The sequence below is a fragment of the Pantoea sp. DY-17 genome (genome assembly GCF_019795975.1).
In the GTDB taxonomy this organism is placed as follows: domain Bacteria; phylum Pseudomonadota; class Gammaproteobacteria; order Enterobacterales; family Enterobacteriaceae; genus Pantoea; species Pantoea leporis.
Window position 1 is genome coordinate 2,096,017 of the sequence record NZ_JAIMIG010000001.1, and the last position, 25,564, is coordinate 2,121,580.

Annotated in this window: 22 protein-coding genes; 10 read left to right on the forward strand and 12 right to left on the reverse strand. The window is 53.9% G+C overall.

Features of this window, described 5'->3' with window-relative positions; translation table 11 throughout:
* The first annotated feature begins 14 nt into the window (after positions 1-14).
* Both K5Y33_RS09835 and arsC read left to right on the forward strand, forming a co-directional pair.
* Positions 15-1,478 carry a M48 family metallopeptidase gene (locus K5Y33_RS09835; RefSeq protein ID WP_222233791.1) on the forward strand — a complete coding sequence of 488 codons (1,464 nt, stop codon included), beginning with the start codon at positions 15-17 and terminating at the stop codon, positions 1,476-1,478.
* A 4-nt stretch (positions 1,479-1,482) separates the two neighbouring features.
* Positions 1,483-1,830, forward strand: a complete 348-nt coding sequence (gene arsC / locus K5Y33_RS09840; RefSeq protein WP_222233792.1) for an arsenate reductase (glutaredoxin) — start codon at positions 1,483-1,485, stop codon at positions 1,828-1,830.
* Here arsC and hda read toward each other — a convergent pair.
* From hda to upp, 3 genes are all read right to left on the reverse strand, one after another.
* Entirely contained in the window at positions 1,827-2,528 is a 702-nt protein-coding gene (gene hda / locus K5Y33_RS09845) for a DnaA inactivator Hda (RefSeq protein ID WP_036649513.1), read from the reverse strand. The genes arsC and hda overlap by 4 nt on opposite strands.
* A gap of 93 nt (positions 2,529-2,621) precedes the next feature.
* Positions 2,622-3,905 carry a uracil permease gene (gene uraA / locus K5Y33_RS09850; protein WP_137386270.1) on the reverse strand — a complete coding sequence of 428 codons (1,284 nt, stop codon included), beginning with the start codon at positions 3,903-3,905 and terminating at the stop codon, positions 2,622-2,624.
* A gap of 118 nt (positions 3,906-4,023) precedes the next feature.
* Complete coding sequence (upp, locus tag K5Y33_RS09855; RefSeq protein ID WP_008108331.1) at positions 4,024-4,650, reverse strand: uracil phosphoribosyltransferase; 627 nt, start codon at positions 4,648-4,650, stop codon at positions 4,024-4,026.
* 230 nt (positions 4,651-4,880) lie between these two features.
* Here upp and purM point away from each other — a divergent pair, with 230 nt between their 5' ends.
* Both purM and purN read left to right on the forward strand, forming a co-directional pair.
* Positions 4,881-5,921, forward strand: a complete 1,041-nt coding sequence (purM, locus tag K5Y33_RS09860; RefSeq protein WP_008108330.1) for a phosphoribosylformylglycinamidine cyclo-ligase — start codon at positions 4,881-4,883, stop codon at positions 5,919-5,921.
* On the forward strand, positions 5,918-6,556 hold the full coding sequence (gene purN / locus K5Y33_RS09865; RefSeq protein WP_192411398.1) for a phosphoribosylglycinamide formyltransferase: 639 nt from the start codon (positions 5,918-5,920) through the stop codon (positions 6,554-6,556). The genes purM and purN overlap by 4 nt, the downstream gene beginning before the upstream one ends.
* Positions 6,557-6,665: 109 nt before the next feature.
* On the opposite strand, the gene pstB is transcribed toward purN, so the two are convergent.
* The 3 genes from pstB to K5Y33_RS09880 are packed head-to-tail and all read right to left on the reverse strand — an operon-like array spanning position 6,666 to position 11,133.
* Entirely contained in the window at positions 6,666-7,433 is a 768-nt protein-coding gene (gene pstB / locus K5Y33_RS09870) for a phosphate ABC transporter ATP-binding protein PstB (RefSeq protein WP_101763509.1), read from the reverse strand.
* A gap of 11 nt (positions 7,434-7,444) precedes the next feature.
* Positions 7,445-9,043 (reverse strand): phosphate ABC transporter permease PstA, encoded by a 1,599-nt coding sequence (gene pstA, locus K5Y33_RS09875; RefSeq protein ID WP_222233793.1) that lies wholly within the window; start codon positions 9,041-9,043, stop codon positions 7,445-7,447.
* Complete coding sequence (locus K5Y33_RS09880) at positions 9,040-11,133, reverse strand: ABC transporter permease subunit (RefSeq protein WP_222233794.1); 2,094 nt, start codon at positions 11,131-11,133, stop codon at positions 9,040-9,042. The genes pstA and K5Y33_RS09880 overlap by 4 nt, the downstream gene beginning before the upstream one ends.
* Positions 11,134-11,315: 182 nt before the next feature.
* Here K5Y33_RS09880 and ppk1 point away from each other — a divergent pair, with 182 nt between their 5' ends.
* From ppk1 to mgtE, 5 genes are all read left to right on the forward strand, one after another.
* A complete protein-coding gene (ppk1, locus tag K5Y33_RS09885) occupies positions 11,316-13,376 on the forward strand; it encodes a polyphosphate kinase 1 (protein WP_101763506.1) in 2,061 nt (686 codons plus the stop codon).
* A gap of 5 nt (positions 13,377-13,381) precedes the next feature.
* On the forward strand, positions 13,382-14,908 hold the full coding sequence (gene ppx, locus K5Y33_RS09890) for an exopolyphosphatase (protein WP_101763505.1): 1,527 nt from the start codon (positions 13,382-13,384) through the stop codon (positions 14,906-14,908).
* Positions 14,909-14,929: 21 nt separating this feature from the next.
* Entirely contained in the window at positions 14,930-15,535 is a 606-nt protein-coding gene (tehB, locus tag K5Y33_RS09895) for a tellurite resistance methyltransferase TehB (protein ID WP_137386274.1), read from the forward strand.
* A 153-nt stretch (positions 15,536-15,688) separates the two neighbouring features.
* The gene (locus tag K5Y33_RS09900) at positions 15,689-15,874 is read left to right on the forward strand and encodes a YfgG family protein (protein WP_110866478.1); all 186 of its coding nucleotides are present in this window, start codon (positions 15,689-15,691) and stop codon (positions 15,872-15,874) included.
* 121 nt (positions 15,875-15,995) lie between these two features.
* A complete protein-coding gene (gene mgtE, locus K5Y33_RS09905) occupies positions 15,996-17,429 on the forward strand; it encodes a magnesium transporter (RefSeq protein ID WP_110866477.1) in 1,434 nt (477 codons plus the stop codon).
* On the opposite strand, the gene K5Y33_RS09910 is transcribed toward mgtE, so the two are convergent.
* Both K5Y33_RS09910 and K5Y33_RS23670 read right to left on the reverse strand, forming a co-directional pair.
* On the reverse strand, positions 17,426-17,926 hold the full coding sequence (locus tag K5Y33_RS09910; RefSeq protein WP_222233795.1) for an AlpA family transcriptional regulator: 501 nt from the start codon (positions 17,924-17,926) through the stop codon (positions 17,426-17,428). The two genes, mgtE and K5Y33_RS09910, sit on opposite strands and share 4 nt — an antisense overlap.
* A 13-nt stretch (positions 17,927-17,939) precedes the next feature.
* Entirely contained in the window at positions 17,940-18,197 is a 258-nt protein-coding gene (locus K5Y33_RS23670) for a hypothetical protein (protein WP_255606666.1), read from the reverse strand.
* A gap of 216 nt (positions 18,198-18,413) precedes the next feature.
* Here K5Y33_RS23670 and K5Y33_RS09915 point away from each other — a divergent pair, with 216 nt between their 5' ends.
* Positions 18,414-18,593, forward strand: coding sequence for a DUF2158 domain-containing protein (locus K5Y33_RS09915; protein ID WP_101763499.1), 180 nt, complete (start codon positions 18,414-18,416; stop codon positions 18,591-18,593).
* Between the two features lie 27 nt (positions 18,594-18,620).
* Here K5Y33_RS09915 and K5Y33_RS09920 read toward each other — a convergent pair whose 3' ends face one another.
* The 4 genes from K5Y33_RS09920 to K5Y33_RS09935 all read right to left on the reverse strand — a co-directional run bounded on the left by K5Y33_RS09920 (position 18,621) and on the right by K5Y33_RS09935 (position 25,556).
* Entirely contained in the window at positions 18,621-19,397 is a 777-nt protein-coding gene (locus tag K5Y33_RS09920; RefSeq protein ID WP_008108318.1) for a DUF3750 domain-containing protein, read from the reverse strand.
* A gap of 373 nt (positions 19,398-19,770) precedes the next feature.
* Complete coding sequence (locus tag K5Y33_RS09925; protein WP_222233796.1) at positions 19,771-21,723, reverse strand: DUF262 domain-containing protein; 1,953 nt, start codon at positions 21,721-21,723, stop codon at positions 19,771-19,773.
* On the reverse strand, positions 21,720-23,000 hold the full coding sequence (locus K5Y33_RS09930; RefSeq protein ID WP_222233797.1) for a DUF262 domain-containing protein: 1,281 nt from the start codon (positions 22,998-23,000) through the stop codon (positions 21,720-21,722). Before K5Y33_RS09930 ends, K5Y33_RS09925 begins: the two co-directional genes overlap by 4 nt.
* A gap of 786 nt (positions 23,001-23,786) precedes the next feature.
* Complete coding sequence (locus K5Y33_RS09935; RefSeq protein WP_222233798.1) at positions 23,787-25,556, reverse strand: hypothetical protein; 1,770 nt, start codon at positions 25,554-25,556, stop codon at positions 23,787-23,789.
* Between the last annotated feature and the right edge of the window lie 8 nt (positions 25,557-25,564).

Here is a 25,564-nt window from a genome sequence, read left to right on the forward strand (position 1 = left end):
TACAGGATCAAGGCATGTTTAACCGGTTGAAAAAATCAGTGCTGGCGGCCCTTATTCCTACGCTGCTGCTGACGCCTGCGCTGAGTTCGCGCGCTGACGTTAGTGATACGCTGCCCGACATGGGCACCACAGCAGGTTCAACGCTTTCGATTAATCAGGAACTGCAGATGGGCGACTTCTACGTGCGCCAGCTGCGCGCCAGTGCGCCTCTGATTAACGATCCGCTGTTGAATCAATACATTAACGAGCTTGGTCAGCGACTGGTGGCGCATGCCAACTCGGTGCGCACGCCATTCCACTTCTTTTTGATCCAGAACGACGAACTCAACGCCTTCGCCTTCTTTGGCGGCAACGTGGTGCTGCATTCATCGCTGTTCCGCTATACCGATAACGAAAGCCAGCTGGCGTCGGTGATGGCGCACGAAATCTCGCACGTCACGCAGCGTCATCTGGCGCGCGCCATGGAAGAGCAGCGACGCAATGCGCCGCTGACCTGGGTCGGCGCATTGGGATCGATTCTGCTGGCAATGGCCAGCCCGCAAGCCGGCATGGCGGCGTTGACCGGTACGCTGGCGGGTGCGCAGCAAGGCATTATCAGCTTTACCCAGGGCAACGAGCAGGAAGCTGACCGCATCGGTATTCAGGTTCTGCAACGCGCTGGATTCGATCCGCAAGCGATGCCGACTTTTCTGCAGAAGCTGGCGGATCAGAGCCGCTTCTCCTCCAAGCCGCCGGAAATTTTGCTGACGCACCCGTTACCCGACAGCCGACTTGCCGATGCGCGTAACCGCGCCAACCAGATGCGTCCGGTGGTGGTGCAGTCGTCGCAGGATTTCTACATGGCGAAAGTGCGCTCGCTCGGCATGTACGCCACTGGCCGCAATCAGCTGACCGATGACCTGCTGAACGAATACGCCAAAGGCAACGTGCGCGAGCAGCAGGCGGCACAGTACGGCAAAGCGATACAGTTCCTGCAGGCCAAAAGCTTTGATAGCGCCAAACGGGTGATCGCCCCGCTGCTGGCGAAGCAGCCGGATAACGTCTGGTTCCTTGATATCATGACCGACATCGACATCGGCCTGAATCAGCCGCAGCAGGCGATCGCCATGCTCAGCAGCGCCAAAGGCAGCAACAGCAATCCGGTGTTGCAGTTGAATCTGGCTAATGCCTATGTCGAAGCAAAGCAGCCCGCCAACGCCAGCCGCATCCTCAATCGCTACACCTTTGCCCATCCAGACGATGTTAACGCCTTTGATCTGTTGGCGCAGGCCTCTGCGGCGCAGGGTTTGCGCGATGAAGAACTTTCGGCGCGCGCGGAAGGTTTGGCACTCAACGGCCAGCTCGATCAGGCGATCTCCACCTTGAGCAGCGCCAGCGCGCAGGTGCCGCTCGGCAGCCTGAAACAAGCGCGCTATGACGCACGTATCGACCAGTTCCGTGAACTGCAGAAGCGTTTTAAGGTTTATCAAAAAGGATAAGAAGATGGTCAGCATTTATCACAACCCGCGCTGCAGCAAGAGCCGCGAAACGCTGGCGCTGTTGCAGGAGCGAGGTGTCAAGCCCGATGTGGTGCTTTATCTTGAGACGCCGCCCGATGTCCCCACGCTAAAACGTCTGTTGAAACAGCTCGGCATGCACAGCGCGCGCGAACTGATGCGTCGTAAAGAGGATTTGTATCAAGAGTTGGCTTTAGCGGATAGCGCGTTAAGCGAGGCTCATCTGCTGCAAGCGATGGTGGATCATCCGAAACTGATCGAACGCCCGATTGTGATCAAGGGCGAACAGGCGCGTATTGGTCGTCCACCCGAAGCGGTGCTGGAGATTATCTAAAGCTCCAGCGCTTCTTTAACAAAAGGAATGGTGAGTTTGCGCTGGGCGCTGATGGAGGCGCGATCGAGACGATCCAGCGTATCAAACAGCGTGCGCATCTCACGGTCGAGGCGTTTCAACAGGAAGCGCCCGACATCTTCCGGCAACTCAAAACCACGCAATCCGGCACGCAGCTGCATCGCCTGTAATTTGTCGTCATCAGAAAGCGGCTGCAAACGGTAAATCTGTCCCCAGTCGAGACGTGAAGCCAGATCCGGTAAGCCAAGATTGAGCTGGCGCGGCGGTCGATCGCCGGTTATCAGCAAACGCGTTTTACCGATTTCCAGAATGCGGTTGTAGAGATCAAAGATCGCCATTTCCCACTCCGGATCGCCCGCGATGCACTCGATATTATCAATGCACACCAGCGCCAGATTCTCCATGCCTTCCAGAACTTCCGGCACAAACCAGGTGCGCTTATCCAGCGGCACATAGCCCACCGCTTCGCCGCGCGCCGAGAGCTCCGCACAGGCGGCATGCAGCAGATGACTACGGCCACCGCCTTCGCGCGACCAGAAATAGAGATAGCTACCGTGTTGCTGAGAGAGTGCGCCTTGCAGCGCCGCCAGCAGAGACGTGTTTTCCCCCGGCCAGAAACTGGCGAAGGTTTCATCATCGGGTAAATAGAGTGGCAATGAGAGCTGTGCCGGCGTGTTCAGAAGTACCTCAACGGATGAGCGGGCAGAAAACCGCGCAAGTTTATCACGATCTTTGCCGGAGATGAACCGGGCTTCCCTGCCCGGCTTGCAGCCTTAACTTTCGCGCTTCTCTTCAGCGTCCAGCACCACCTCTTCCGGGCGCAATACGCTGATTAAACGGAAGATCAGCGCCAGGCTGACGCCTACAATAGTCGCCAACGCCATGCCTTTCAGCTCGGCCGCGCCGATATGCACTTTGGCACCGCTCACGCCGATGATCAGGATCACCGAGGTCAGGATCAGGTTCTGCGCTTTGTTGTAATCCACTTTAGACTCGATCAGCACACGAATACCGGACGCGCCAATTACGCCGTACAGCAGCAGCGATACGCCGCCCATCACCGGCACAGGAACCGCCTGAATCGCCGCCGCCAGCTTGCCGACGCACGAAAGCAGAATGGCAAAGATCGCCGCGCCGCCAATTACCCAGGTGCTGTACACGCGGGTAATCGCCATTACACCGATGTTCTCGCCGTAAGTGGTGTTCGGCGTGGAGCCGAAGAAACCGGAGATCATGGTGGATAAACCGTTAGCGAACATCGAGCGGTGCAGACCCGGATCGCGGATCAGATCTTTCTTCACGATATTCGCGGTGACCACCAAGTGACCCACGTGCTCGGCAATCACCACCAGCGCGGCTGGCAGAATAGTCAGCATCGCCACCCATTCAAAACGCGGCGTGTAGAAGGTTGGCAGCGCAAACCACGGCGCATTTTCCACCGCGGTCCAGTCCACAATGCCCATCGCGTAAGAGAGCGCATAGCCGACCAATACGCCGACTAAAATCGGGATGATGGCGAGGAAACCACGGAACAGCACCGAACCAAACACGGTGACCGCCAGCGTCACCATTGAGATGATTACGGTTTTGCTGTCTGGCGATGTGCCGTCAGCAGGCAGCAGGCCGGCCATATTCGCCGCCACGCCCGCCAGTTCCAGACCGATAACCGCGACAATCGCGCCCATCGCTGCCGGTGGGAACATCACGTCCAGCCAGCCGGTACCGGCTTTCTTGACGATCAGCGCCACCATACAGAACAGCAAACCGCAGAGAATAAAGCCGCCCAGCGCCACTTCATAACCCAGCGGCAATAGCAGCAGCACCGGCGAAATAAAGGCAAAGCTCGATCCGAGATAAGCGGGGATTTTGCCTTTACAGATAAACAGATAGAGCAGCGTTCCGACGCCGTTAAACAGCAACACCGTGGCCGGGTTGATGTGGAACAGAATCGGCACCAGCACGGTTGCGCCGAACATGGCGAACAGGTGCTGTAGGCTGAGTGGAATGGTTTGTAACAGCGGTGGGCGTTCGCTAACGCCGATTGCACGACGAGTCATTATTTTCCCCTATCCTCTTCGTTCTTCGAGCCATGGCTGCGTTGGCTCGAATAACTCGAGGATGACAATGTTGTGTTTCTGCCAAAAAAAAGCCGACTCTCTGGCCGGCTGGTTTCTTTTATTTGGTTCCGAAAATCTTGTCCCCGGCATCACCGAGTCCAGGAATGATGTAGCCTTTCTCGTTCAATCCCTGATCGATAGATGCGGTGTAGAGCTCCACATCCGGATGCGCTTTCTCCAGCGCGGCAATACCTTCAGGTGCGGCCACCAGCACCAGCACTTTAATGCTGGTACAACCGGCTTTTTTCAGCAGATCGATGGTGGCGATCATCGAACCGCCGGTTGCCAGCATCGGGTCGACCACCAGCGCCAGGCGCTCTTCGATGTTCGAAACCAGCTTCTGGAAATAAGGAACCGGCTCCAGCGTCTCTTCATCACGATACACGCCAACCACGCTGATGCGCGCGCTGGGAACGTGCTCGAGCACGCCTTCCATCATGCCAAGACCCGCACGCAGAATCGGAACCACGGTGATTTTTTTACCTTTGATCTGATCGATTTCAACCGGACCATTCCAGCCTTCGATGGTGACGCGCTCGGTTTCCAGATCGGCGGTGGCTTCATAGGTCAGCAAGCTGCCCACTTCCGAGGCCAGCTCGCGGAAACGCTTGGTGCTGATATCATGCTCACGCATCAGGCCCAGTTTATGTTTGACCAGCGGGTGTTTGACTTCCACGATCTTCATGATTGTTCTCCCGGAATTGAGTTGAGCTAAAAAAAAATCGCCGGATTATACCGCCTTTTCGCTGCTGCGCCACTTGTCATCGGTCAATAGCCTGCGTCATCTAAGGATTGGCGAAAATCTGAGGCGATGCAAAGGCAGCATGAGATGGGACTCGCAAACGTTTGCCTGCGCTGTTAGAATTGCCGCGCTTAATTTTTGCCACCAACCGCAACTCGCGTGGGGATTCCGCAGTGACCGACAAAACCTCTCTCAGCTACAAAGACGCCGGTGTTGATATCGATGCTGGTAACGATCTGGTTGACCGTATTAAAGGCGTAGTGAAAAAAACCCGCCGCCCGGAAGTCATGGGTGGATTGGGCGGATTCGGCGCGCTCTGTGCGCTGCCGCAGAAGTACCGCGAGCCGGTGCTGGTCTCCGGAACCGATGGCGTCGGCACCAAGCTGCGTCTGGCGATGGATCTCAAACGCCACGACAGCATCGGCATTGATCTGGTCGCGATGTGTGTTAACGACCTGATTGTTCAGGGTGCTGAGCCGCTGTTCTTCCTCGATTATTACGCGACCGGCAAGCTGGATGTGGATACCGCGTCATCGGTGATCACCGGCATCGCCGAAGGTTGCTTGCAGTCGGGTTGTGCGCTGGTCGGCGGTGAAACCGCTGAAATGCCGGGCATGTACCACGGCGAAGATTACGACGTGGCGGGTTTCTGCGTCGGCGTGGTGGAAAAATCAGAGATCATTGACGGTTCGAAAGTGCAGGACGGCGACGTGCTGATCGCGCTGGGTTCCAGCGGCCCACACTCGAACGGTTATTCACTGGTGCGCAAGATTCTTGAAGTCAGCCAGACCGATCCGGCCACCAAACAGCTGGATGGCAAATCACTGGCCGATCACCTGCTGGCGCCAACCCGCATCTATGTGAAAAACATCCTTAGCCTGATCGAACAGGTTGATGTGCATGCGATTTCGCATCTGACCGGCGGCGGCTTCTGGGAAAACATCCCGCGCGTGTTGCCAGATAACACCCAGGCGGTGCTGGAAGAGAGCAGCTGGCAGTGGCCGTCAGTGTTCAGCTGGTTGCAGCAGGCAGGCAACGTTAGCCGTCACGAAATGTACCGCACCTTTAACTGCGGCGTGGGCATGGTGATTGCGCTGAGCCCGGCAGAAGCCGATAAAGCGGTACAGCTGATGACCGACGCAGGCGAAAAAGCGTGGAAAATCGGTGTGATTAAAGCATCTGATTCCGAAGAGCGTGTGGTTATCAATCCATGAAAAAACTGGTTGTACTGATCTCCGGCAACGGAAGCAATCTTCAGTCCATCCTCGACGCCTGCGCAAGCGGGCGTATCAACGGCAGCGTCGCTGCCGTTTTCAGTAATAAAGCCAGCGCGTTTGGTTTAACGCGCGCGCGGGAAGCCAATGTCCCGTCACTTGCGTTAGCCGCCAGTGATTTTGCCGACCGCGAAGCCTTTGATCGCCAGCTGATGCAGGAGATTGATGCTTACGCGCCGGATCTGGTGGTGCTGGCCGGTTATATGCGCATCCTCAGCAGCGCTTTTGTCGCGCACTATCACGATCGTCTGGTGAATATTCATCCGTCGCTGTTGCCGAAATATCCGGGCTTACACACACATCGTCAGGCACTGGAAAACGGCGACGAGGAGCATGGCACCTCAGTGCATTTTGTCACTGACGAGCTGGATGGCGGACCCATTATTTTGCAAGCGCGTGTGCCGGTGTTTGCTGGCGACAGCGAAGACGAGATCAGCGCGCGCGTGCAGCATCAGGAACACGCGATCTATCCGCTGGTGATCAGCTGGTTTGTTGATGGGCGTTTGCAGATGCGTGAAGGTAAAGCATGGCTGGATGGTCAGTTATTACCGACGCAAGGCTATGCTCACGATTGAATGTTATGCATATTCCGTAGCGGCGCGATTTATCGCGCATTTCGATGGCAACATCGTGCCCATCCGGGCATTGCGCAATAAATTGCGCCGCTACAAATCGCAGACTTTTTTAACCAAATCTTCCCGTAATATAATCTTCGGTTCGCCGCGCTTTCGGTGAGGTGAAGATTCTGTCGGTTTCGTCAAACTCTACCAACTGACCGTTGTGCATAAACGCGGTGTAATCCGACACGCGTGCCGCCTGCTGCATATTGTGCGTCACCAGCACCAGCGTGAAATGCTGCTTCAGCGTGGTCATCAACTCCTCGATCACCAGCGTTGAGATCGGATCAAGTGCCGAAGTGGGCTCATCCAGCAGCAACACTTCCGGCTCGATGGCAATGGCGCGCGCAATCACCAAACGCTGCTGTTGGCCGTTAGAGAGCGTTAACGCGTTCTGCCCCAGCTGATCTTTCACTTCGCCCCACAACGCCGCCGCGCGCAGCGCACGCTCACAGGCTTCATTCAGCACGCGACGATCGCGCACGCCCTGCAAGCGCAGGCCGTAAACCACGTTTTCGTAGATCGATTTAGGAAACGGATTCGGCCGCTGGAACACCATGCCAATGCGGCGACGCAGCGCGGGAAGATCCTGATTCGCCTGCATCACCGCGTAATCACCGAGCAGAATCTCGCCTTCAATGCGGCAGCGATCGATCACATCATTCATGCGATTGAAACAGCGCAGCAGCGTCGATTTGCCACATCCGGAAGGACCAATCAACGCCGTGATGCGGTTCTTCGGAATCTGCAGATCAATGTTATTCAGCGCCTGGCGTTCGCCATACCACAGCGACAGCTGATTAACGCTAAGGGCAATGTCGTAATCGGGCGTCATCAGAAACCTTTTTAGTGCGTCATAATCCGGTAACGCTCACGCAGCCGATGGCGCAACGCCATCGCCAGCAGATTGAGCGACAGGATGATCACCACCAGCAGCAAAGCGGTGGCGTAAACCAGCGGTCGATCAGCATCGATGTTGGGGCTCTGGAACGCCAAATCGTAGATCTGAAAACCGAGGTGCATGAATTTGCGATCGAGGTGCAGATAAGGGAACACCGCATCAACCGGCAGCTCAGGCACCATCTTCACCACGCCCACCAGCATCAGCGGCGCGGTTTCTCCAGCCGCACGCGCCACCGCCAGAATCAAGCCGGTGAGCATGGCCGGTACCGCCAGCGGCAGCACCACGCGCCACAGCGTTTCCGCCTGCGTTGCGCCCAGCGCCAGCGATCCCTGACGCAGATTATCCGGAATGCGCGACAATCCCTCTTCGGTGGCAACGATCACCACCGGCAGCGTCAGCAGCGCCAGCGTCAGCGCGGCCCACAGCAATCCCGGCGTACCAAAAGTCGGATTGGGTAAGGCGCTGGAGAAAAACAGCTGGTCGAGGGTGCCGCCAATCAGCCAGACAAAGAAACCGAGGCCAAACACGCCGTAGACAATTGACGGCACGCCCGCAAGATTCACCACCGCGATGCGCACCAGCCGCGTCAACGCATTGCGTCCGGCGTATTCGTGCAGCCATACCGCCGCGATGACGCCGAGCGGCATGACGATGATCGACATCAACAGCACCATCAGCACAGTGCCAAAAATCGCCGGAAACGCCCCGCTCTCGCCGCCACCGGAAGTCGGTGAATCGCTGACGAATTGCCAAATCTGACCGAAGAAGTGCAGCGTTTTGTTGGTTAAGGTCATGGCATTCGGATACCACGCATCCACCACCTGCGCCAATAGGATGGTGTGATCCACGCCGTTCACATCGCGCAGCACCAGCGTATCGCGCTGACTTTCGTGCTGCAGATGAGTTAACTGCTGCGCCAGCGCGTTAAAGCGGCGCTGTAACGCCGTGCGATTGGCATCAAACTCAGACTGCACCTCCAGGCTGAAACGGCCGTTACGCTGCTGCTCATCGGCCTGCTGCTGCAGGCTTTCCAGCTGTGCATTAAGGCGCGCCATCTCAATGCGGCGGATGTTACTCGCCTGGCGCAGCTGCTCATGTACCTGCTGCAAACGCTGATGCAGCAAGGCATCGCGGCTTTGAGCGGTCATGACTTCGTTATCCTGGCGCAGCTCCACCAGCCAACCATAGGCGTTGCCGCCGTTGCGGCGCTGCAGCACCAACACATCAGCAGGACGACGGGTTTTCGCCTCGCTCTGACTGTAGAGCACGCGGAAATCCGGCGCGGCAAAATCACGGTTGCCGGTTTTCACCACATAGCGCCACTGTTCGCCCTGCTGCTGCTTTTGCAAGGTTTCACCCAGCACCATCACCGGGCTGCCTTGCGGCGGCTGGAACTGATATTGATCGACCGGCTGCGGCCAGAAGGCACGCACGCCCTGCCAGCCGAGCAAACCAATCAGCAAGGTAAACGCCAGCAGGCAAACCGCGACGGCGCCGGCGGTGAGCCAGCGCCAGCGATCGTTTTGTTTTATCGCCGTCATCCGTGGCCCTCATGCTGGCTATAGCGTTGGCGCAAGCGCTGACGAATCAACTCGGCGATGGTGTTGATCACCAAGGTGAAGATCAACAGCAACAACGCACTGAGGAACAGAATGCGATAATGCGCGCTGCCCGCTGCGGCTTCGGGCATCTCAATGGCAATGTTGGCGGAGAGTGCACGCAGGCCAGCAAATAAGCCGCCTTCACTAACCGGCGTGTTGCCGGTGGCCATCAGCACAATCATCGTCTCGCCGACGGCGCGGCCAAAGCCAATCATCAAGGCAGCGAAGATGCCCGCCGAGGCACCCGGCAGCACTACACGCGTCAGGGTTTGCCACGGCGTGGCGCCCAGCGCCAGCGAGCCCTGCCCCAGCGCGCCCGGCACGCTGAACAGCGCATCTTCCGATAGGGTGAAAATCAGCGGCACCAGTGCAAAACCCATCGCCAGCGCAGCAACTAATAAGTTGCGCTGTTCGTAATGCGCTAAACGCTCGCCAATCTCCGGCCAGAACAGCGTCGGCAGCCACAGCGTCAGCAAGGTCACCACTAACAGTAGTGGCAGCAGCAGAATCACTTCAAAACCAGGACGTCGCCAGCTGGCCGGCAAACGCGGACTCAGCACGCCGCACAATAATAAGGTCGCGGCCAACACCGGCGGCAGCAGCAGCACGCCAACCAGCGCGGTGCTGATGTGCGGCGCCAGCCACACGCCAGCGATTAAACCAATCACCACGCTGGGCAGCGCGCCCATCATTTCGATCGCCGGTTTCACCCAGCGACGTAAACCCGGCGACATAAACCACGCGGTGTACATCGCGGCGGCCAGCGCCAGCGGCGTGGCAAACAGCAGCGCCAGACAGGCGGCTTTCAGCGTGCCCAGTACCAGCGGCATCAGGCTGAACTTGGCTTGATAGCTGTCGCCCGCCGCGGTGGATTGCCATACCCAATCGGCCTGCGGATAGTTTTCGTACCAGATTTTTTGCCACAGGTTGCGCCAGGTGAAGTCCGGCCACGGGTTATCCAGCGCAAACTGTTGCCATTCCCCGGCGCGTTCAATGATCAAGGCATCACCGTGCGGCGCGAAGGCCAGTGCCTGAATGCCCGGTGCCAGCTGACGCGTTAAAATCGCGCCCTGCTGCTTGCTGGCGAACAGCTGAACCTTGCCCTGCGCATCGTAAGTGGCAAACACGCGGCGCTGCGGCTCCGGCGTAATGCCGCGCACCTGCTGGCTACCGTTGAAGGTGTGAATCTGTTGTAAGCGCGGCCCTTGATCACTGGCGATAGCGAACCATTGCTGTACGCCTTGCGCATCCTGAATCAGCAAGGTGCGTCCACCGGCCAGCATATGCAGGCTTTGCGGCGGCAGATTGAGGGTTTGCGTTTCACGTAACTGTGCGCCATCAGATGTGATTTGCCACACGCGCAGCAAACGCCCGCTGCTGGCGTAAAGCAAAGAGCCATCCGGTGACAACAGCAGATGATCGGCCTGCTGCTGCGGTAACAGGATCTGATTCACCTTTTGCTGATTTTCCAGCGTCAGCAAGCTGATGCCAGCTGCGGTTTGCGCCGCGATCAACCATTGATGGTCGTTGAGCGACGTCAACGCCATGTTACTGACCGGGCCTTGCGGTAAGCGCAGTGGACGATCGCCGAGCGGGAAGCCCCATTCGCCGCTGCCGTTGCGGATAACCGGTTGCATTAACAGCAGTTCGCCCTGCATATTGAGCAGCACGCTGCGGTTATCAAAGCTTGCGATCGCCGCATCGGGCTTGCCATTCAGCGCCAGTGCGGGTGCGGCAGGTTGACCATCAAGCGGAATAAAGCGCGCTTCGTTGCGGCTGATGCGCCAGCCTAAATGGCCGTCGCTGCCCATCGCCAGCATTGGGTTTTTGTCCCACAGCTGAATATTGGTGGTGGCATGCATTCCCGGCGCGCTAAACAGCGGCAACACCACCCAGATCAACCAGAAGAACAGCAGTAACATCAGCAGCAAAATTCCCACGCCGCAAGCTGTGACGACGCGGCGCACTAAATTATCAGTGGCGCGTCGACGACGGTCGCTAAAGTGGACGGGAATACGATTTATGCTCATGCAGGCCAGGTTACCGGTGGAAACAAGTCGCTATGTTGCCCGTAGCTGATTGATAAGACAACCTTTGACGTTGGACAAGCCTGCCATACTCTCGCCATAATGGTGACGGACACTGAGCGGTAACGCATTTTTGCGTCTTTTCCGCCGGACATTCCGTCCAGCATCAGCATCTCGGAGTCAGAATGGGTCAGGATAAGCTGTATATAGAAAAAGAATTAAGCTGGTTAAGCTTCAATGAACGTGTGTTACAGGAAGCCTCGGATAAAAGTAATCCGCTGATTGAACGCATGCGCTTCCTCGGGATTTACTCCAATAACCTCGAAGAGTTCTATAAAGTGCGCTTTGCCGATCTCAAGCGGCGAATTCTGATCAGCGAAGAGCAAGGCAAACCGACCTCTTTGCGGCATCTGTTAAAGAAAATTCAGCTGCGGGTGCAGAAATCGGATCAGGAGTTTGATGCGCTCTACAACGATCTGCTGCTGGAAATGGCGCGTAATCAGATCTTCCTGATTAACGAACGTCAACTGTCACCGAATCAGCAAGAGTGGCTGCGCTACTACTTCAAACATCAATTACGCCAGCACGTTACGCCGATTCTGATTAACCATGACACCGATCTGATCGAATTCCTGAAAGACGATTACACCTATCTGGCGGTGGAGATCATTCGCGGCGACGATATTCGTTATGCGCTGCTGGAGATCCCGTCTGATAAAGTGCCGCGCTTTATAAACTTGCCGGCTGAGTCGCCACGTCGGCGCAAGCCAATGATTCTGCTGGATAACATCCTGCGCTATTGCCTCGATGAAATTTTCAAAGGCTTCTTCGATTACGATACGCTGAACGCCTATTCGATGAAGATGACGCGCGACGCCGAATACGATCTGGTTACAGAGATGGAATCGAGCCTGCTGGAGCTGATGTCGTCGAGCCTGAAGCAGCGTCTCAATGCCGAGCCGGTCCGTTTTGTTTATCAGCGCGATATGCCGGATGCGATGGTGGAAATGCTGCGCCATAAGTTGTCGATTTCGAACTACGATTCGATAGTGCCCGGCGGCCGCTACCATAACTTCAAAGATTTCATCGGCTTCCCGAACGTTGGTAAAAGCAATCTGGAGAACCGTCCGCTGCCGCAAATTCGCCACATCGGCTTTGACGGCTTCCGCAACGGCTTCGACGCCATCCGCAATCGTGATGTGCTGCTCTACTATCCGTATCACACCTTTGAGCATGTGCTGGAGCTGCTGCGTCAGGCCTCGTTCGACCCGAACGTGCTGGCGATTAAGATCAATATTTACCGCGTAGCGAAAAACTCGCGCATCATGGATGCGATGATTCACGCCGCCTATAACGGTAAGAAAGTCACGGTGGTGGTGGAACTGCAGGCGCGCTTCGATGAAGAGGCCAACATCCGCTGGGCGAAACGCCTGACCGAAGCGGGCGTGCATGTGATCTTCTCCGCGCCGGGTCTGAAAATTCACGCCAAGCTGTTCCTGATTTCGCGCCGTGAAGGCGAAGAAGTGGTGCGTTATGCGCATATCGGTACCGGGAACTTCAACGAAAAAACCGCGCGCATTTATACTGACTATTCATTGCTGACCGCCGATGCGCGCATCACCAATGAAGTGCGTCGCGTGTTCAACTTCATTGAGAATCCGTATCGTCCGGTCACTTTCGAGCATTTGCTGGTGTCACCGCAGAACTCGCGCGACGTGCTGTATAAGTTCATTGATGCCGAGATCGCCAACGCGCAGCAAGGCAATCCTGCTGGCATTACTTTGAAGATCAACAACCTGGTGGATAATGGTTTAGTTGATCGACTTTACGCTGCTTCGTCGGCAGGCGTGAAAGTGAATCTGCTGGTGCGCGGCATGTGTTCGCTGATCCCCGATTTACCGGGCATCAGTGAAAATATTCGCATTACCAGCATCGTTGACCGCTATCTCGAGCACGACCGCGTCTATATTTTTGAGAACGGCGGTGAGAAAAAGGTGTTCCTCTCTTCCGCGGACTGGATGACGCGTAACATTGATCACCGCATTGAAGTTGCCGTGGCGATTCTTGATCCCCGCGTGAAGCAGCGCATATTGGACATCATCGCCATTCTGTTTAGTGATACGGTGAAAGCCCGCATCGTCGATAAAGAGCTGAGTAATCGTTATGTGCCGCGCGGCAACCGTAAAAAGGTGCGTTCGCAACTGGCCATTTATGACTACATCAAGAAACTGGAACAACCCGAATAACGCCTATGCCAATCTCACATAAAAGTACGCCGAAACCTCAGGAATTCGCGGCAATCGACCTCGGCTCGAACAGCTTCCATATGGTCATTGCCCGCGTGGTGGATGGCGCTTTGCAAGTGCTGGGACGCCTGAAACAGCGCGTGCATCTCGCCGATGGACTGGATGCGCATAATCGCCTGAGCGAAGAAGCGATCGAGCGCGGGCTGAGCTGTCTGGCGTTGTTCGCCGAACGTTTGCAGGGCTTCAGTTCCGCCAACGTGACGATCGTCGGCACGCACACGCTGCGTATCGCCAGCAATGCGGAGGAGTTTCTGCAGCGCGCGGCCGAGGTGATTCCCTATCCGATCGAAGTGATCTCCGGCAACGAAGAAGCGCGTCTGATTTTTATGGGCGTGGAGCACACGCAGCCGGAAAAAGGCCGCAAGCTGGTGATCGATATCGGCGGCGGCTCCACCGAACTGGTGATTGGGGAAGACTTTGAGCCGCAGCTGGTAGAGAGCCGCCGCATGGGCTGCGTCAGCTTCGCCAATCTCTTCTTCCCCAAAGGCGAAATTACGCCAGAAAACTTCCGCCGCGCGCGCCTCTCCGCTGCGCAAAAGCTGGAAACCATGGCGTGGCAATATCGTTTGCACGGCTGGCAATATGCGCTGGGCGCGTCGGGCTCCATTAAAGCGGCCTGCGAAGTGCTGCTAGCGATGGGCGAAAAAGAAAAGCTGATTACGCCAGAAACGCTGGAATTGCTGACCAGCGAAGTGCTGAAGCATAAGTCGTTTAATGCGCTGAGCCTGCCGGGCTTGTCGGAAGAGCGTAAAGCGGTGTTTGTGCCGGGCTTAGCGATTTTGTGTGGCGTGTTTGATGCGTTAGCGATTCGCGAACTGCGTCTCTCTGACGGCGCACTGCGTGAAGGCGTGCTGTATGAGATGGAAGGCCGTTTCCGTCATCAGGACATTCGCAGCCGCACCGCGCAAAGTCTGGCAAATCACTATGCGATTGATAGCGATCAGGCGCGCCGTGTGCTGGAAACCACCGAGAAGCTCTATTTGCAGTGGCAGGAGCAGAATCCCAAGCAAGCCAATCCACAACTGTCGGCGCTGCTGAAATGGGCCGCGCTGCTGCATGAAGTGGGATTGACCATCAATCACAGCGGCATGCAGCGCCATTCGGCTTACATCCTGCAGAACTCCAACATGCCGGGCTTTAATCAGGATCAACAGATGCTGTTGGCCACGCTGGTACGTTATCACCGCAAAGCGGTGAAGCAGGATGAGATGCCGCGTTTCACCTTGTTTAAAAAGAAACAGTTTCTGCCGATGGTATTCCTGCTGCGTCTTGGCACGCTGCTGAATAATCAGCGCCAGGCGACCACCAAACCGGATTCGCTCAAGCTCAGCACCGACGACGGCCACTGGACGCTGACCTTCCCTGCCGGCTTCCTGAGCCAGAATACGCTGGTGCAGCTGGATCTGGAGCGCGAGCAAGCTTACTGGAATGATGTCACCGGCTGGAAACTGATGCTGGAAGAAGAGGAGTAATGCGGGCAGCTGGCCCGCAATCTGGTTATGACGACACGCCCCGATAATTATTACGCTGAAAAATACGGCCTCACGCCGACCCATTCTGAAGTGCTGGCGGCCCTGCCTCATCTTGAAGTAGGGAAAGCACTGGATTTGGGCTGCGGCCAGGGCCGCAATAGTCTGTTTCTCAATCAGCATGGCTTTGACGTGACGGCCTGGGACAGCAATCCCGCCAGTCTGGAGCGCCTGAACAGCATCATCGCGGAAGAGAATCTACAGAACATTCACACCGAGCTGTGCGATCTGAATAGCGTGCGCTTCAACGGCAGCTATCAGTTTGTGCTGTCGACCGTGGTGATGATGTTCCTGCAGCCGGCAACCATTCCGCAGCTGATTGCCGATATGCAGGCCAGCACGCGTAAATATGGCTACAACCTGATTGTGGCGGCGATGGATACCGATGATTATCCCAATACGCAAAACTTCCCATTTGCGTTTAAATCCGGTGAACTCAGCCACTATTACCGCAACTGGCATATTGTGAAATACAACGAAGAGGTCGGTGAACTGCATCGTCGTGATGAAAACGGTAACCGCATTAAAACCCGTTTCGCCACGCTGCTGGCGCAGAAAGCCAGTTACTGAATTAACGGCCGCTTTGTGCGGCCATTCGATTGTCTGATGTCGATCAGTGCGCTGAACCTTTTTCGCTCATTTTTCACACAGCGATTGCTTTAGCGATCTAAGTGTGACTAAATATTGCCTCCGCCCATCGGGCATTTACAGGAACCACCCCGCGTGAACAGCGCTATCTCTGCACGAAGACGTCCCAAAACTGGCACCATGACCCGCATTGTTTTACTGGTCAGCTTCTTAATTTTGTTCGGCCGCCTGCTTTTCATCATTCCCGGTGCCATCGAGCATCATCAGCAAAAGAAAGCCATCCCTGAACCGGTCACGCTGAGCACCAGTGATTCGCGCTAAATAATTTGCGGGTCGGCTGTCGCTGCTAAACATTGTCCTTTGAGACAATGCTGCTTTTTACGTCCTGTTACCCGCAACGCGCTACACTGTGAGCTGACTTTACAGACACAAGGAACGCGTTATGTCTGCTTCGCATTCACAAAAATTAGCTGAAACCCGTCATCACATTCTCAACCTGCTCCTCAACGAGCACGATCTGGTTGATGTTCTGCTGGATAAATCCGTCGATCTGAATGCCGCCGAACTGCGTGATATCACCGACTGGCGTCATGAATTAGAGCTTGAGCTGCAGCAATTGCACGCCGCGGATTTAGCCGACATCCTCGAAGCCTTGCCGGAAGAAGAGCGTCAGGCGCTGTGGCGTTTAGTGCCGACGGCACAGCGAGGTCACGTCCTGGTTGAGGCTTCAGAAACCGTTTGGGCCAGCCTGACGGAAGAAATGTCTGATCGCGATATTCTGCACGCCATCGAGCCGCTGGATATCGACGATCAGGTATATCTGGCGCGCTACCTGCCGCGCGATTTAACCGGACGTCTGCTCACCACCCTTGAACCTAGCCTGCGCGCGCGACTGATGAGCGTGATCGAGCTGGATCGCGATCGCGTCGGGCAGATCATGGATTTCAATATCCTGACGGTGCGCTCTGACGTGACCTTAGCCACGGTGCAGCGCTATCTGCGTAAAGGCAAAAAAATGCCTGACGGCACCGATAAGATCTTTATCACCGACGAACAGAATCAACTGGTAGGTGAGTTAACGCTCACTGATATTCTGCTCAACAAACCGAAGATGCTGGTCGCAGAAGTGATGAATTCGCATCCCACCACGTTTCAGCTCAACGATAAAGCGGAAGACGCTGCCAGCGCGTTTGAACGTTATAACCTGATCTCCGCTGCGGTCACCGATGCTCAAGGCAAACTGATTGGCCGTATCACCATTGAAGACGTGGTCGATTTGGTGAACGAAGAGAACGAAAGCAACATCCGTAAAATGGGGGGTATCAGCCAGGGCGAAGACGTGTTTGCGCCGGTGCGCAAAGCGGTGGGCAAACGCTGGGCCTGGCTGGCGGTTAACCTGTGTACCGCATTTGTCGCTTCGCGCGTGATTGGCCTGTTTGAAGCCACCATATCGCAGCTGGTTGCGCTGGCGGCGCTGATGCCAATCGTCGCCGGCATCGGCGGCAACACCGGCAATCAAACCATTACCATGATTGTGCGTGCGCTGGCGCTGCATCAGGTTGAACCGGGTAACTTCTCGTTTCTGATCATGCGTGAACTCGGCGTGGCATTGATTAACGGCCTGTTCTGGGGCGGCATTATGGGCGGCGTCACCTGGCTGATGTACGACAACCTGCAACTCGGCGGCGTGATGATGCTGGCGATGGTGCTGAACCTGCTGCTGGCCGCGCTGATGGGCGTGCTGATTCCGTTAATCATGACCAAAATGAAACGCGATCCCGCCGTTGGCTCTAGCGTGCTGATCACCGCGATCACCGATACCGGCGGATTCTTTATCTTCCTTGGTCTGGCGACGATATTTTTGCTGCATCATTAAGGCTTTAAACAGTGTGCGTAACGTTGCAGCATCTGCTGTAAATTGAGTTGCAACGTTGCGCGCGCCAGTTCACTCATTGCTGGATTGACCCGCGTTGAACCACGCTGATTTAACCACTCCAGCACATCGATTAAATGCCATATGGCTGTTTTTCCATCATGAATCGGGCGCGGAAACTGCGGGCTATGGCTGAGCATCAGCTTACGCATGTTCTGCCGCGAAACTCCTATCAACTCTGCGATATCCGTCAGCCCGACTAAATCTGGCGCGGCTTCAATCAGTTCCGCATCTGGCAATGCCTCAAAAACATCCTCCAACGCGCTGCGCACCGCGTCCTGTGCAGTGCTGGCTTCGCGGCAGAACGTCATGCTTAATTTTCCCGCCACACCCGCGCCAATTAACGCATCAGTGCAGCCTTGCGAACCGAGCCGTTCGATCACTTCATCGATGTCGCTCTCATCATTGAGCTGAAAACGCAGCGTAAACTCAAATTCCATGTTTCACTCCTCGTCACTTAACCCGCTGAGGGCTTTCACTGCAGTTATCCACCACGCGCCGTAACAGTTTGGCATGCGTTTCGGGATTTTTTGGCGTACTCCAGATGCAGGTAATGCAGTAATCCCCACATCGACACTCTGTCGAATTATCTGGGCAGTACATCTTGCCCCACGCATGGTGACCGCCAACTGCAATCTTCCAACCTCTCGCTTCTGCATATCGCAAAGCTCCTTCGACCGCTTTATGCGGATGCCGCTTCCTCTCTGACATCGCTGGCTACCTTATGCTCACCGCAATAAGTTGTCAACTGACAACCGCGAAGTGTTTCGATACTATTTCAGCGGCGAATGCTGCAGAAAATAACTAGAACGGTCTCAACGCGCTTTGATTCAGTTTTGTGCTGGAAGACAGCGCACAAAATCAAGCGCACAGCGCCTGAAGTGCATATAGACTCTGTTGTTATCACTGACCTGACGGAGAAGAAGCATGTTTAACGTGGATGATTTTGTGCAGTCTAAGACCGGTGGCCCAAAGATGCAGGTGCTGCGCGTGGAAGGCGATATGCTGTGGTGCGCTCGCGTTGACGATCACATCAAGCGTGAAATTGAAGTCAGAGCCGATAGCGTGAATCTGTATCACGAAGACGGCGATTTCGGCGTCTGTTAAAAAAATGGCCCCAAATCGGGGCCATTTTTAGGGATTGTCTCGCTGCACATTATTCTGACCGATGCCGCCGATAAACGGCAGACGCAGCCTAAATGGTGTGAAATCCAGCCCCATGTTTAATCCCAGCAAGTTCACTTCCAGCCCCTCTTCCGCGCCAACCGTCACACCCAACACGCCCAGCAGGGAAAGCTGCACGCCGCGACCTGAAGGTGGTAAACCTACCGGATTAAGCAGCGAGCGATAATCTTTGCCGAGCGCGTTAGCCGGTAGATCCAACTTCAACGCCGGAACCTCGCGGCCTATATGCGCCATAAAAGTATTGCTGTTGGGTCCCGGCCAGGCGTGATACGTGGTCGGCCAGGGATAGGATTTAATGGCCGCTTCGATCTGCGGAATCATCGCTTCTGCGCTACTGCCGCGATGGTCAACCAGCAGACGCGGCTTCGCACCGTACCAATAACCATCGGGAAGATTGCTGTTACGACGCACTTTATCGCCGCTGCCCCAGCTAATCACTTCGTAACGGTTATAGCGGGTTTCACCGGCGCGCTTGAAGATAATCCACGGATGCACCGCCACCGCGCCCTTCCAGCCATAAGTCGGCGCAGCATAAACCTGCACGATAGCTTCTGCCGCATAACGCTGCGGATCCGGTGCGATACCGGCCGAATCGCGCCTTGCTGATGCCCAGCCACCGCGTTCAGAGGTGAGCTCACCGCTTCGCGTTGCCTGCGCCAAGCTCGCGCCTAATGAAAGCAAGATGATGCAAAGAAAAGAGATCAGTACGGCTTTGAAAGGCAACATCGACGGCATCCTGATGAGTAAAAATTACTCGCTATCTTGCATCGAAACGGGGGCGTTTGTATTCACGAACTATGCGATACATTTAGCCGCATGATTTGCCATCAGAAGGTTTGAAAAAAAAGCCCGCAATTAAGCGGGCTTCGTTTTTACGCAGTAATCAAAGCAGGATTTATCCCACTCGATGATCAATGCCACATTAAAGCACTATAAAATCAATAGAATAGCATTTTCACTGCATGTCGATATCACACAAAATACCATGGTAAGAAAACCTTGGAGCTGTACTGATCGTGTCGCCCGACGCAAAACGCTTTTAGACTGACAACTTGCACTCCACAAGGGACATTCGTCCAAAAGCGGTTATTCATAGAAGTCAACGTCCCGGGTAGGATCTTCCGCTTGCCTCCACCAGAATTACATCATCACGAAGCAATGTCACCATCTCTTCATGATGTGCTGTTATCTGCTGATCGTCCCAGCTTGTATTTCGAGTGATTTCCGCCATTCTCTTAAGCTTGGGACTTTGAAGTTCAATCGTATCCTTGAAGCTTTCGGCCTTCACTCTGGGAAGGCTATTGCTGAATTTTGAGTTAGCGCTGACGCTTACGAGCGCGAGGTTGCCAAGCAGGTTAAGGCTAGAACCTGAAACAACCGCGCCAGACTGTTCTTTGTCCGGATTCTGTGGATAAAAGTGCTCAATGGAAGTTCTGAACTGAAATTTGAAATCTCGTTTTGAGGAATCGCTCAACAGAAGATAGTCAAGATACGAAAAGACGATACGGCTGATACCAAACCCTTCTGGTTGCTGATCTTCCTCGAAGGGGAATGTCTCTTTGACCTTACTACGGGCATACCCCTTCAACAAATCGGCAAGATCCGCATGTTTCGCGTCTTGAGGGGCTTTAACGGATAGCCAGAGAAGAACTTTAGTAATCCAGTGCATTGTTCGCGGAGAAGTGTAGGTAATCCGAAGCATGGACTGAAGCAGCAACACATCTCGGGTATGTGGGTCAGCACCGCCGTCCTCCTCTAAGTTTCTATTACTGGCCGAGAAAACATGGATGTACGTCGGGGTTGGCTTCTTGTCCGCGCCGCCTTTCTTCAATCGCTGGAGAGACCAATCGCCATCGTCACCGTTGTTCGCCGTGAATTGACGCTTCAAGATGAAGCCATCGAAGAGGTTGCGGCACTTGAGAAGCATGAATGCAAAGCTACGCACCCAATCGGCTTTAGCATCGGGTACATTATTTACGGCGTCGTCAAATGACTTGATGAGGCGCTTGTCGTCAAGCTGGCCTTCATTTTCGACCTCATCGCCTTTCATAATTCTTAGAACGTGTAGCAGAAAGGCCGGAAACTCAATAGTCGAACGAAACCGCTCGTTGCCCTCGTCTTCAGTGGAATTTGACTCGATCTCTTTAGCGTATTTTAACAACGCCTCATCCAAGGACAACGATACCCCTTCGGAGGATTGCCTTGATGAATTGATGCCGGATTGCGGACGACTTTCCATTAGCGACGCGAAGCTAGTCATCTCCAGCCAGGACCATTCATCGCCAAATACTTTGTTTCGCAAACTGGTGTCACCACGGGTCAGAGACATCTGGACATAAGAATCCATGTCAGCACAGGCATCCCAAATCCATGCGAAGCATTCGCGTTCATATTGATTGGGCAGCTTGCTCATCAGGCGAGCCTTAACAATATCAACCTGCTTGAGTTGCTGCCCACGAGTGTTCATGATCTCGAAGTAGCGATTGAGGTCGGTATTGGGTGGCAGCGAGGCACGAACGACAGTCACCTTCGTTAGCAAGAAATCGTAGAATTTTTCGCGTGAGCGATTAAGGGCTTCATTTTGTTTGAAGAACTGATTGATGATGCTGTAGCCTTCATGGATGCCAGCATCTGCATTACTCGTGGAGCCATGCGGTCGGACGTGCTCCTTAGCCGCCTCCTGTGCTACTTGCCGCAAGGCTTCTGTTGCCCGTGCGCGCGACTCATATTGCAAGTGGCCTGCATGGCCAACCGACGGCTTCTCACCCTCACCGTCTTGCTCCAGGAAGGTCAGAAGCAGATAGAGGGTTGTAAGTCGTTGTTGTCCATCTATGACTTCGAACTCGTCCTCTCTACCCCGCTTGATTACAACAAGGTTCCCAAGAAAATAGTCGTCCTGGCCCCCAACCACCGAGTCTTGAATATCGCTGATAAGTTGCTCAATCTGTTCGGCCCGCCAAGCATAGTTCCGTTGATAAACAGGAATTAGATAATTGTCCGTGAATAGCTTGCCGACAGTTAGCAGTTCGGGTTTCAACTCATTCTTGCTCATTGCAGCCCCTTAATAAAAGCAACGAGTTCCTGTTCGTGGTTATCGCTGTATGGCTGACTTGTTATTGAAAGTTTGCGGACAACACTTCCAGTCATCGCGTTGCGTAGCAAAACAAAAGGCGATTTATTTGCATCGTTTTTACCTCGCGCTCGGTTGTCAGCAGATACAAATTGCACACGAAGTAACTCGACCCGTAAGGCATATGCCCATGCGAATAACCTATTTCGCACTTCATCCACATCTTCATCGCCAAACTTGTTTGTATAGCAAAGCAATGCGGCAATGAACAATTCGTACACATAGCGGTAGCGACTTTGAGATGGGCCAAAGTTTTTGAAACCTCTATCGATAACCTCTTTCTCCAGTATCTTCAATTCGTCAAGCATGAATGTCACCATCTCGAAAAATGAGCGCCCAGCGATTATCGGGGCATCAAGCTGAAAGCGGCTGCGCCCGGCATTTCGTACATCATGTGTAGAGGACAATGCCCATGCACTTAGAAGTGGCATAGCGGCTTGTGCTGCAAGGTGATATCGCAGATTTGGCGAAAATGATCTGAGGGATCGTGATGAAATTCCCTTGAACATGCCGATGTCCCGAATAGCAAATTCGAGCGAGCTTTCGCCTCGTGACCACTTGGATATCCGGTATAAAAAAGTAGAAAAAAGCCTGTCCAGGTCCTCATCTTTTACGGCTTCCCAAGCCTCAACGACAGCCACTTTCATAGCAGCGGACTCATCGTGCATTTCGCGCAGGTGGTGTGCTTTGAGTAAGTCGTGAGGGGCAAGCGGTTTGCCGCGATAGTTCTGGGAATCAAAGACACGAAATGCCTCATCAATATCGTCCGTCACAATGCGCACCAACTGACATTTGTGACAGGTAAAATCCAAAAATTCTTTTTTATCTTCCAAATGCGACAGGCGCCTTTGAAGCTCCATCCAAACCAAAGAGACAGGGGTTTCGCTGTTACCAGACACCGAAATCTGATGATTTATCGGATCTAAGGCCGCAAGAATCATTCGCAAAGTCAGCAGACGTTGCTGTCCGTCGACTACATTGAGATACTCACCATCATCGTGAAGAATGATTGCACCCAAAACATAGGGAATCTCTTTTCGTTTGGTATCTTGAAGAGCTTCGCTGAGATCATCCACCAGTTGTAGAGCGGTCGATACTTCCCAACTGTATGGACGTTGATAGTTCGGTATCCGAAGGCCTTGCTTGAGTAGTTCATCCACGGTGACTGCACTAACACCGTGCTCTCCGTTAATCGCCATTGCTATGTTCCGTCATTGAAGCTTTTCTATTTTCTCAGCGTGTTTTCCGCAAACTTTATTCACCCATATGGAGACTTCGATTCCAAGCGGCGGCTGTCTTGTTCACAATTTCGATCACGAGGTGCTCCTCTGGCGCATATTTAACGATCAGAAGGCTTGGGTCTAGAGAGCGGTTCTGACCAAAAGCGGGCATCGATGGCATTAGCACAGCGCTGAAATGCACCCGGTTGTCGATACCATGGCATTTGCTGGTACGGTCAAATGGTATTTGCTATATCTTCGATTCAGCGTCGGCCTTATACCATGAAAAATGCCATTGATAATGCAGGAAACATCATTAATGGCATCCAAAAAACACATGAAAATCAGAATATTAAATAATAACCTTACCCTCACTCGATCATTATTAAAAAATTAAAACATTTATATAGCAAGGAGTTAATACAAGAAAGAATCTAAACACCATGAGAAATACCATACCCAGTAAATTCAAAAAGTCGAATTAACCTCTCTCGCGGCGAACGCAACCGATAGTTGCCCCTTCAAGGTGGACAACTCATCCGGGCTACCATCCTGAACATTTCCCGCCAGCAACTACGCCGCATAAGATGGATCGGTCTGGAAAAGTTCGACCATTGCCCCGTCGTGACTACGGTCTTTCATCAATCACCTATAGTTCACGGATGCCCTCAGCCTGGAGAATAGCTTGCTCAGCCACTAAAATCCTTCCGTTTCTGGCAGTACCGCTTGTCAGGACTGACAGAAAACTGCCAGAAGCAGTCATTGCTACTTGTCCGACTCATCAGTCTCGCCGAACAAGAATTTCCCTATGTGCCAGATCGATCGCCCAACGTTGTGAATGAGTTGCTCTCCCTGCCGCAATGGCGAGTCTTCTTCATCGACGCCCGCGAGCTTGATCGCGTCTGTTATCTTTGAGCCTGTAGGGTGTGCATCTCCCACTCGCATATCATATACACCGGCAATCTCAGCAAATACTCTTTTGGCTTTGTCGTCTCCAATTTTCTCAGCCAAAATACTTTGGAGTAACTTGTTTGAGCCGAGCTTGCCTTTATCTTGGTGTGTAGAAAGCTTGCGTAGCTCGGTTACGTTGAGCCTGTCCGAGAATACGCGAATGATGTCCTTGGCTAATCTGAGTAGGGTCGCTCTGTCTTTGCTTGCAAACCTGGATATTTGCTGCCCTACTTCGGAGTCATCAATATCATGGGTGAACGGCGATATTTCGTATTTATGCCTGAAGCCATCTTCCAAAAGCCTCATGCTTCCAAAAAACATTTCTTCAACCGCATATGTGGGTGCCGGTTTCGCCCTCACATGCGCGTCCAGTAGCTCGCTTGAAACCTTCCCTTCAGGAGCTACATTATGCCCCGCCCAAACATGCTGCTCCCATGGGGCGAGTCGTGCGATGTCATAAGCATATACGGTGATAAGATCCGAACTGTTTATCCCGAAATGCGTTTTATATCCTGATGTGGAATTAATAGCTCCAGTTTCAGCCGTATACCACGCCAACTTAAATCCTCGACTATTGAGAAGCTCATTCACGACGCTGACCCGAAACCATAGCCAGCGGCCTATGTCCTCGTTATCAAGCTCTGCTGATCTCATTCGCGTTCCATCGGTTTCCACGATGAATTGCGGGAGGTTCGGATCTGCATCTCCACGAACGCGTGGGCTTTTTGATTGGTGGTCTATCCATTCCTCACGCCAAAACTCCCCTTCTACCCGTACACCTTTATATCCTCCACGATGCCCCTTTGAACTTTCATAGTCTGTGTTCGAGTCATTCTCAGGGCCCATCACAGGGGCGTCTTCTCCCTCATCTACGTCCGTTCGCCAGGCTCGAAACATCGCCCAGCTTCCCCCAAAGACTTCATCAAGCTTGCGAACGATTAGGGTGAATTTACCGTTATCTCTTTCCTCATCGTGAGGCTGCAAATTTGAATATGCGCTGTCCTCAAATACGGGGACATTTTCTACCCGTTGTCGGTAGTATGAAAGGCGGAGCGACAGATTTCTGGCCGCTAGATAGTCGAGTAAAAATTCTCGTTTTATTTCTATCTGACAATGGTCGCCATCTTCACTAACTGTCTCGCGAGCTACCACAACGAAATTTTCTTCAGGCCTGACCCAGTTGCCCCCCTCTTTGATCAAGTGCAGCGCGACTACCAAATCAGGGCTTAGTATCCATTTTCTACCACCAACAACAGGTTGCGGGTGTTCAAAAACTAGATTGACACCTATTGGCTCTTTATCGTTGTATTGATATTGCTCAATGGACACATAATATCCATCTTCGTATGCATAAGGCGCGACTGTGTGCCCAATACCTATGTCGCTCCATCCAAGACGTTCCTCAACTAGCTGGCGATGCTCTGACGGGAATGCAACAGAACCACAGCCGAAATATTCACTGACATAGCCTACTTCTTTTAGATCCCCTTTCTTGCTCTCAACTGACGCTCTTAAAGGAACCCACGCCGCGTTAGAAAATACCCTGCGGGTTTCCTTGGTTTGGAGAATCCACTCTTCACTCATGGTCGAAT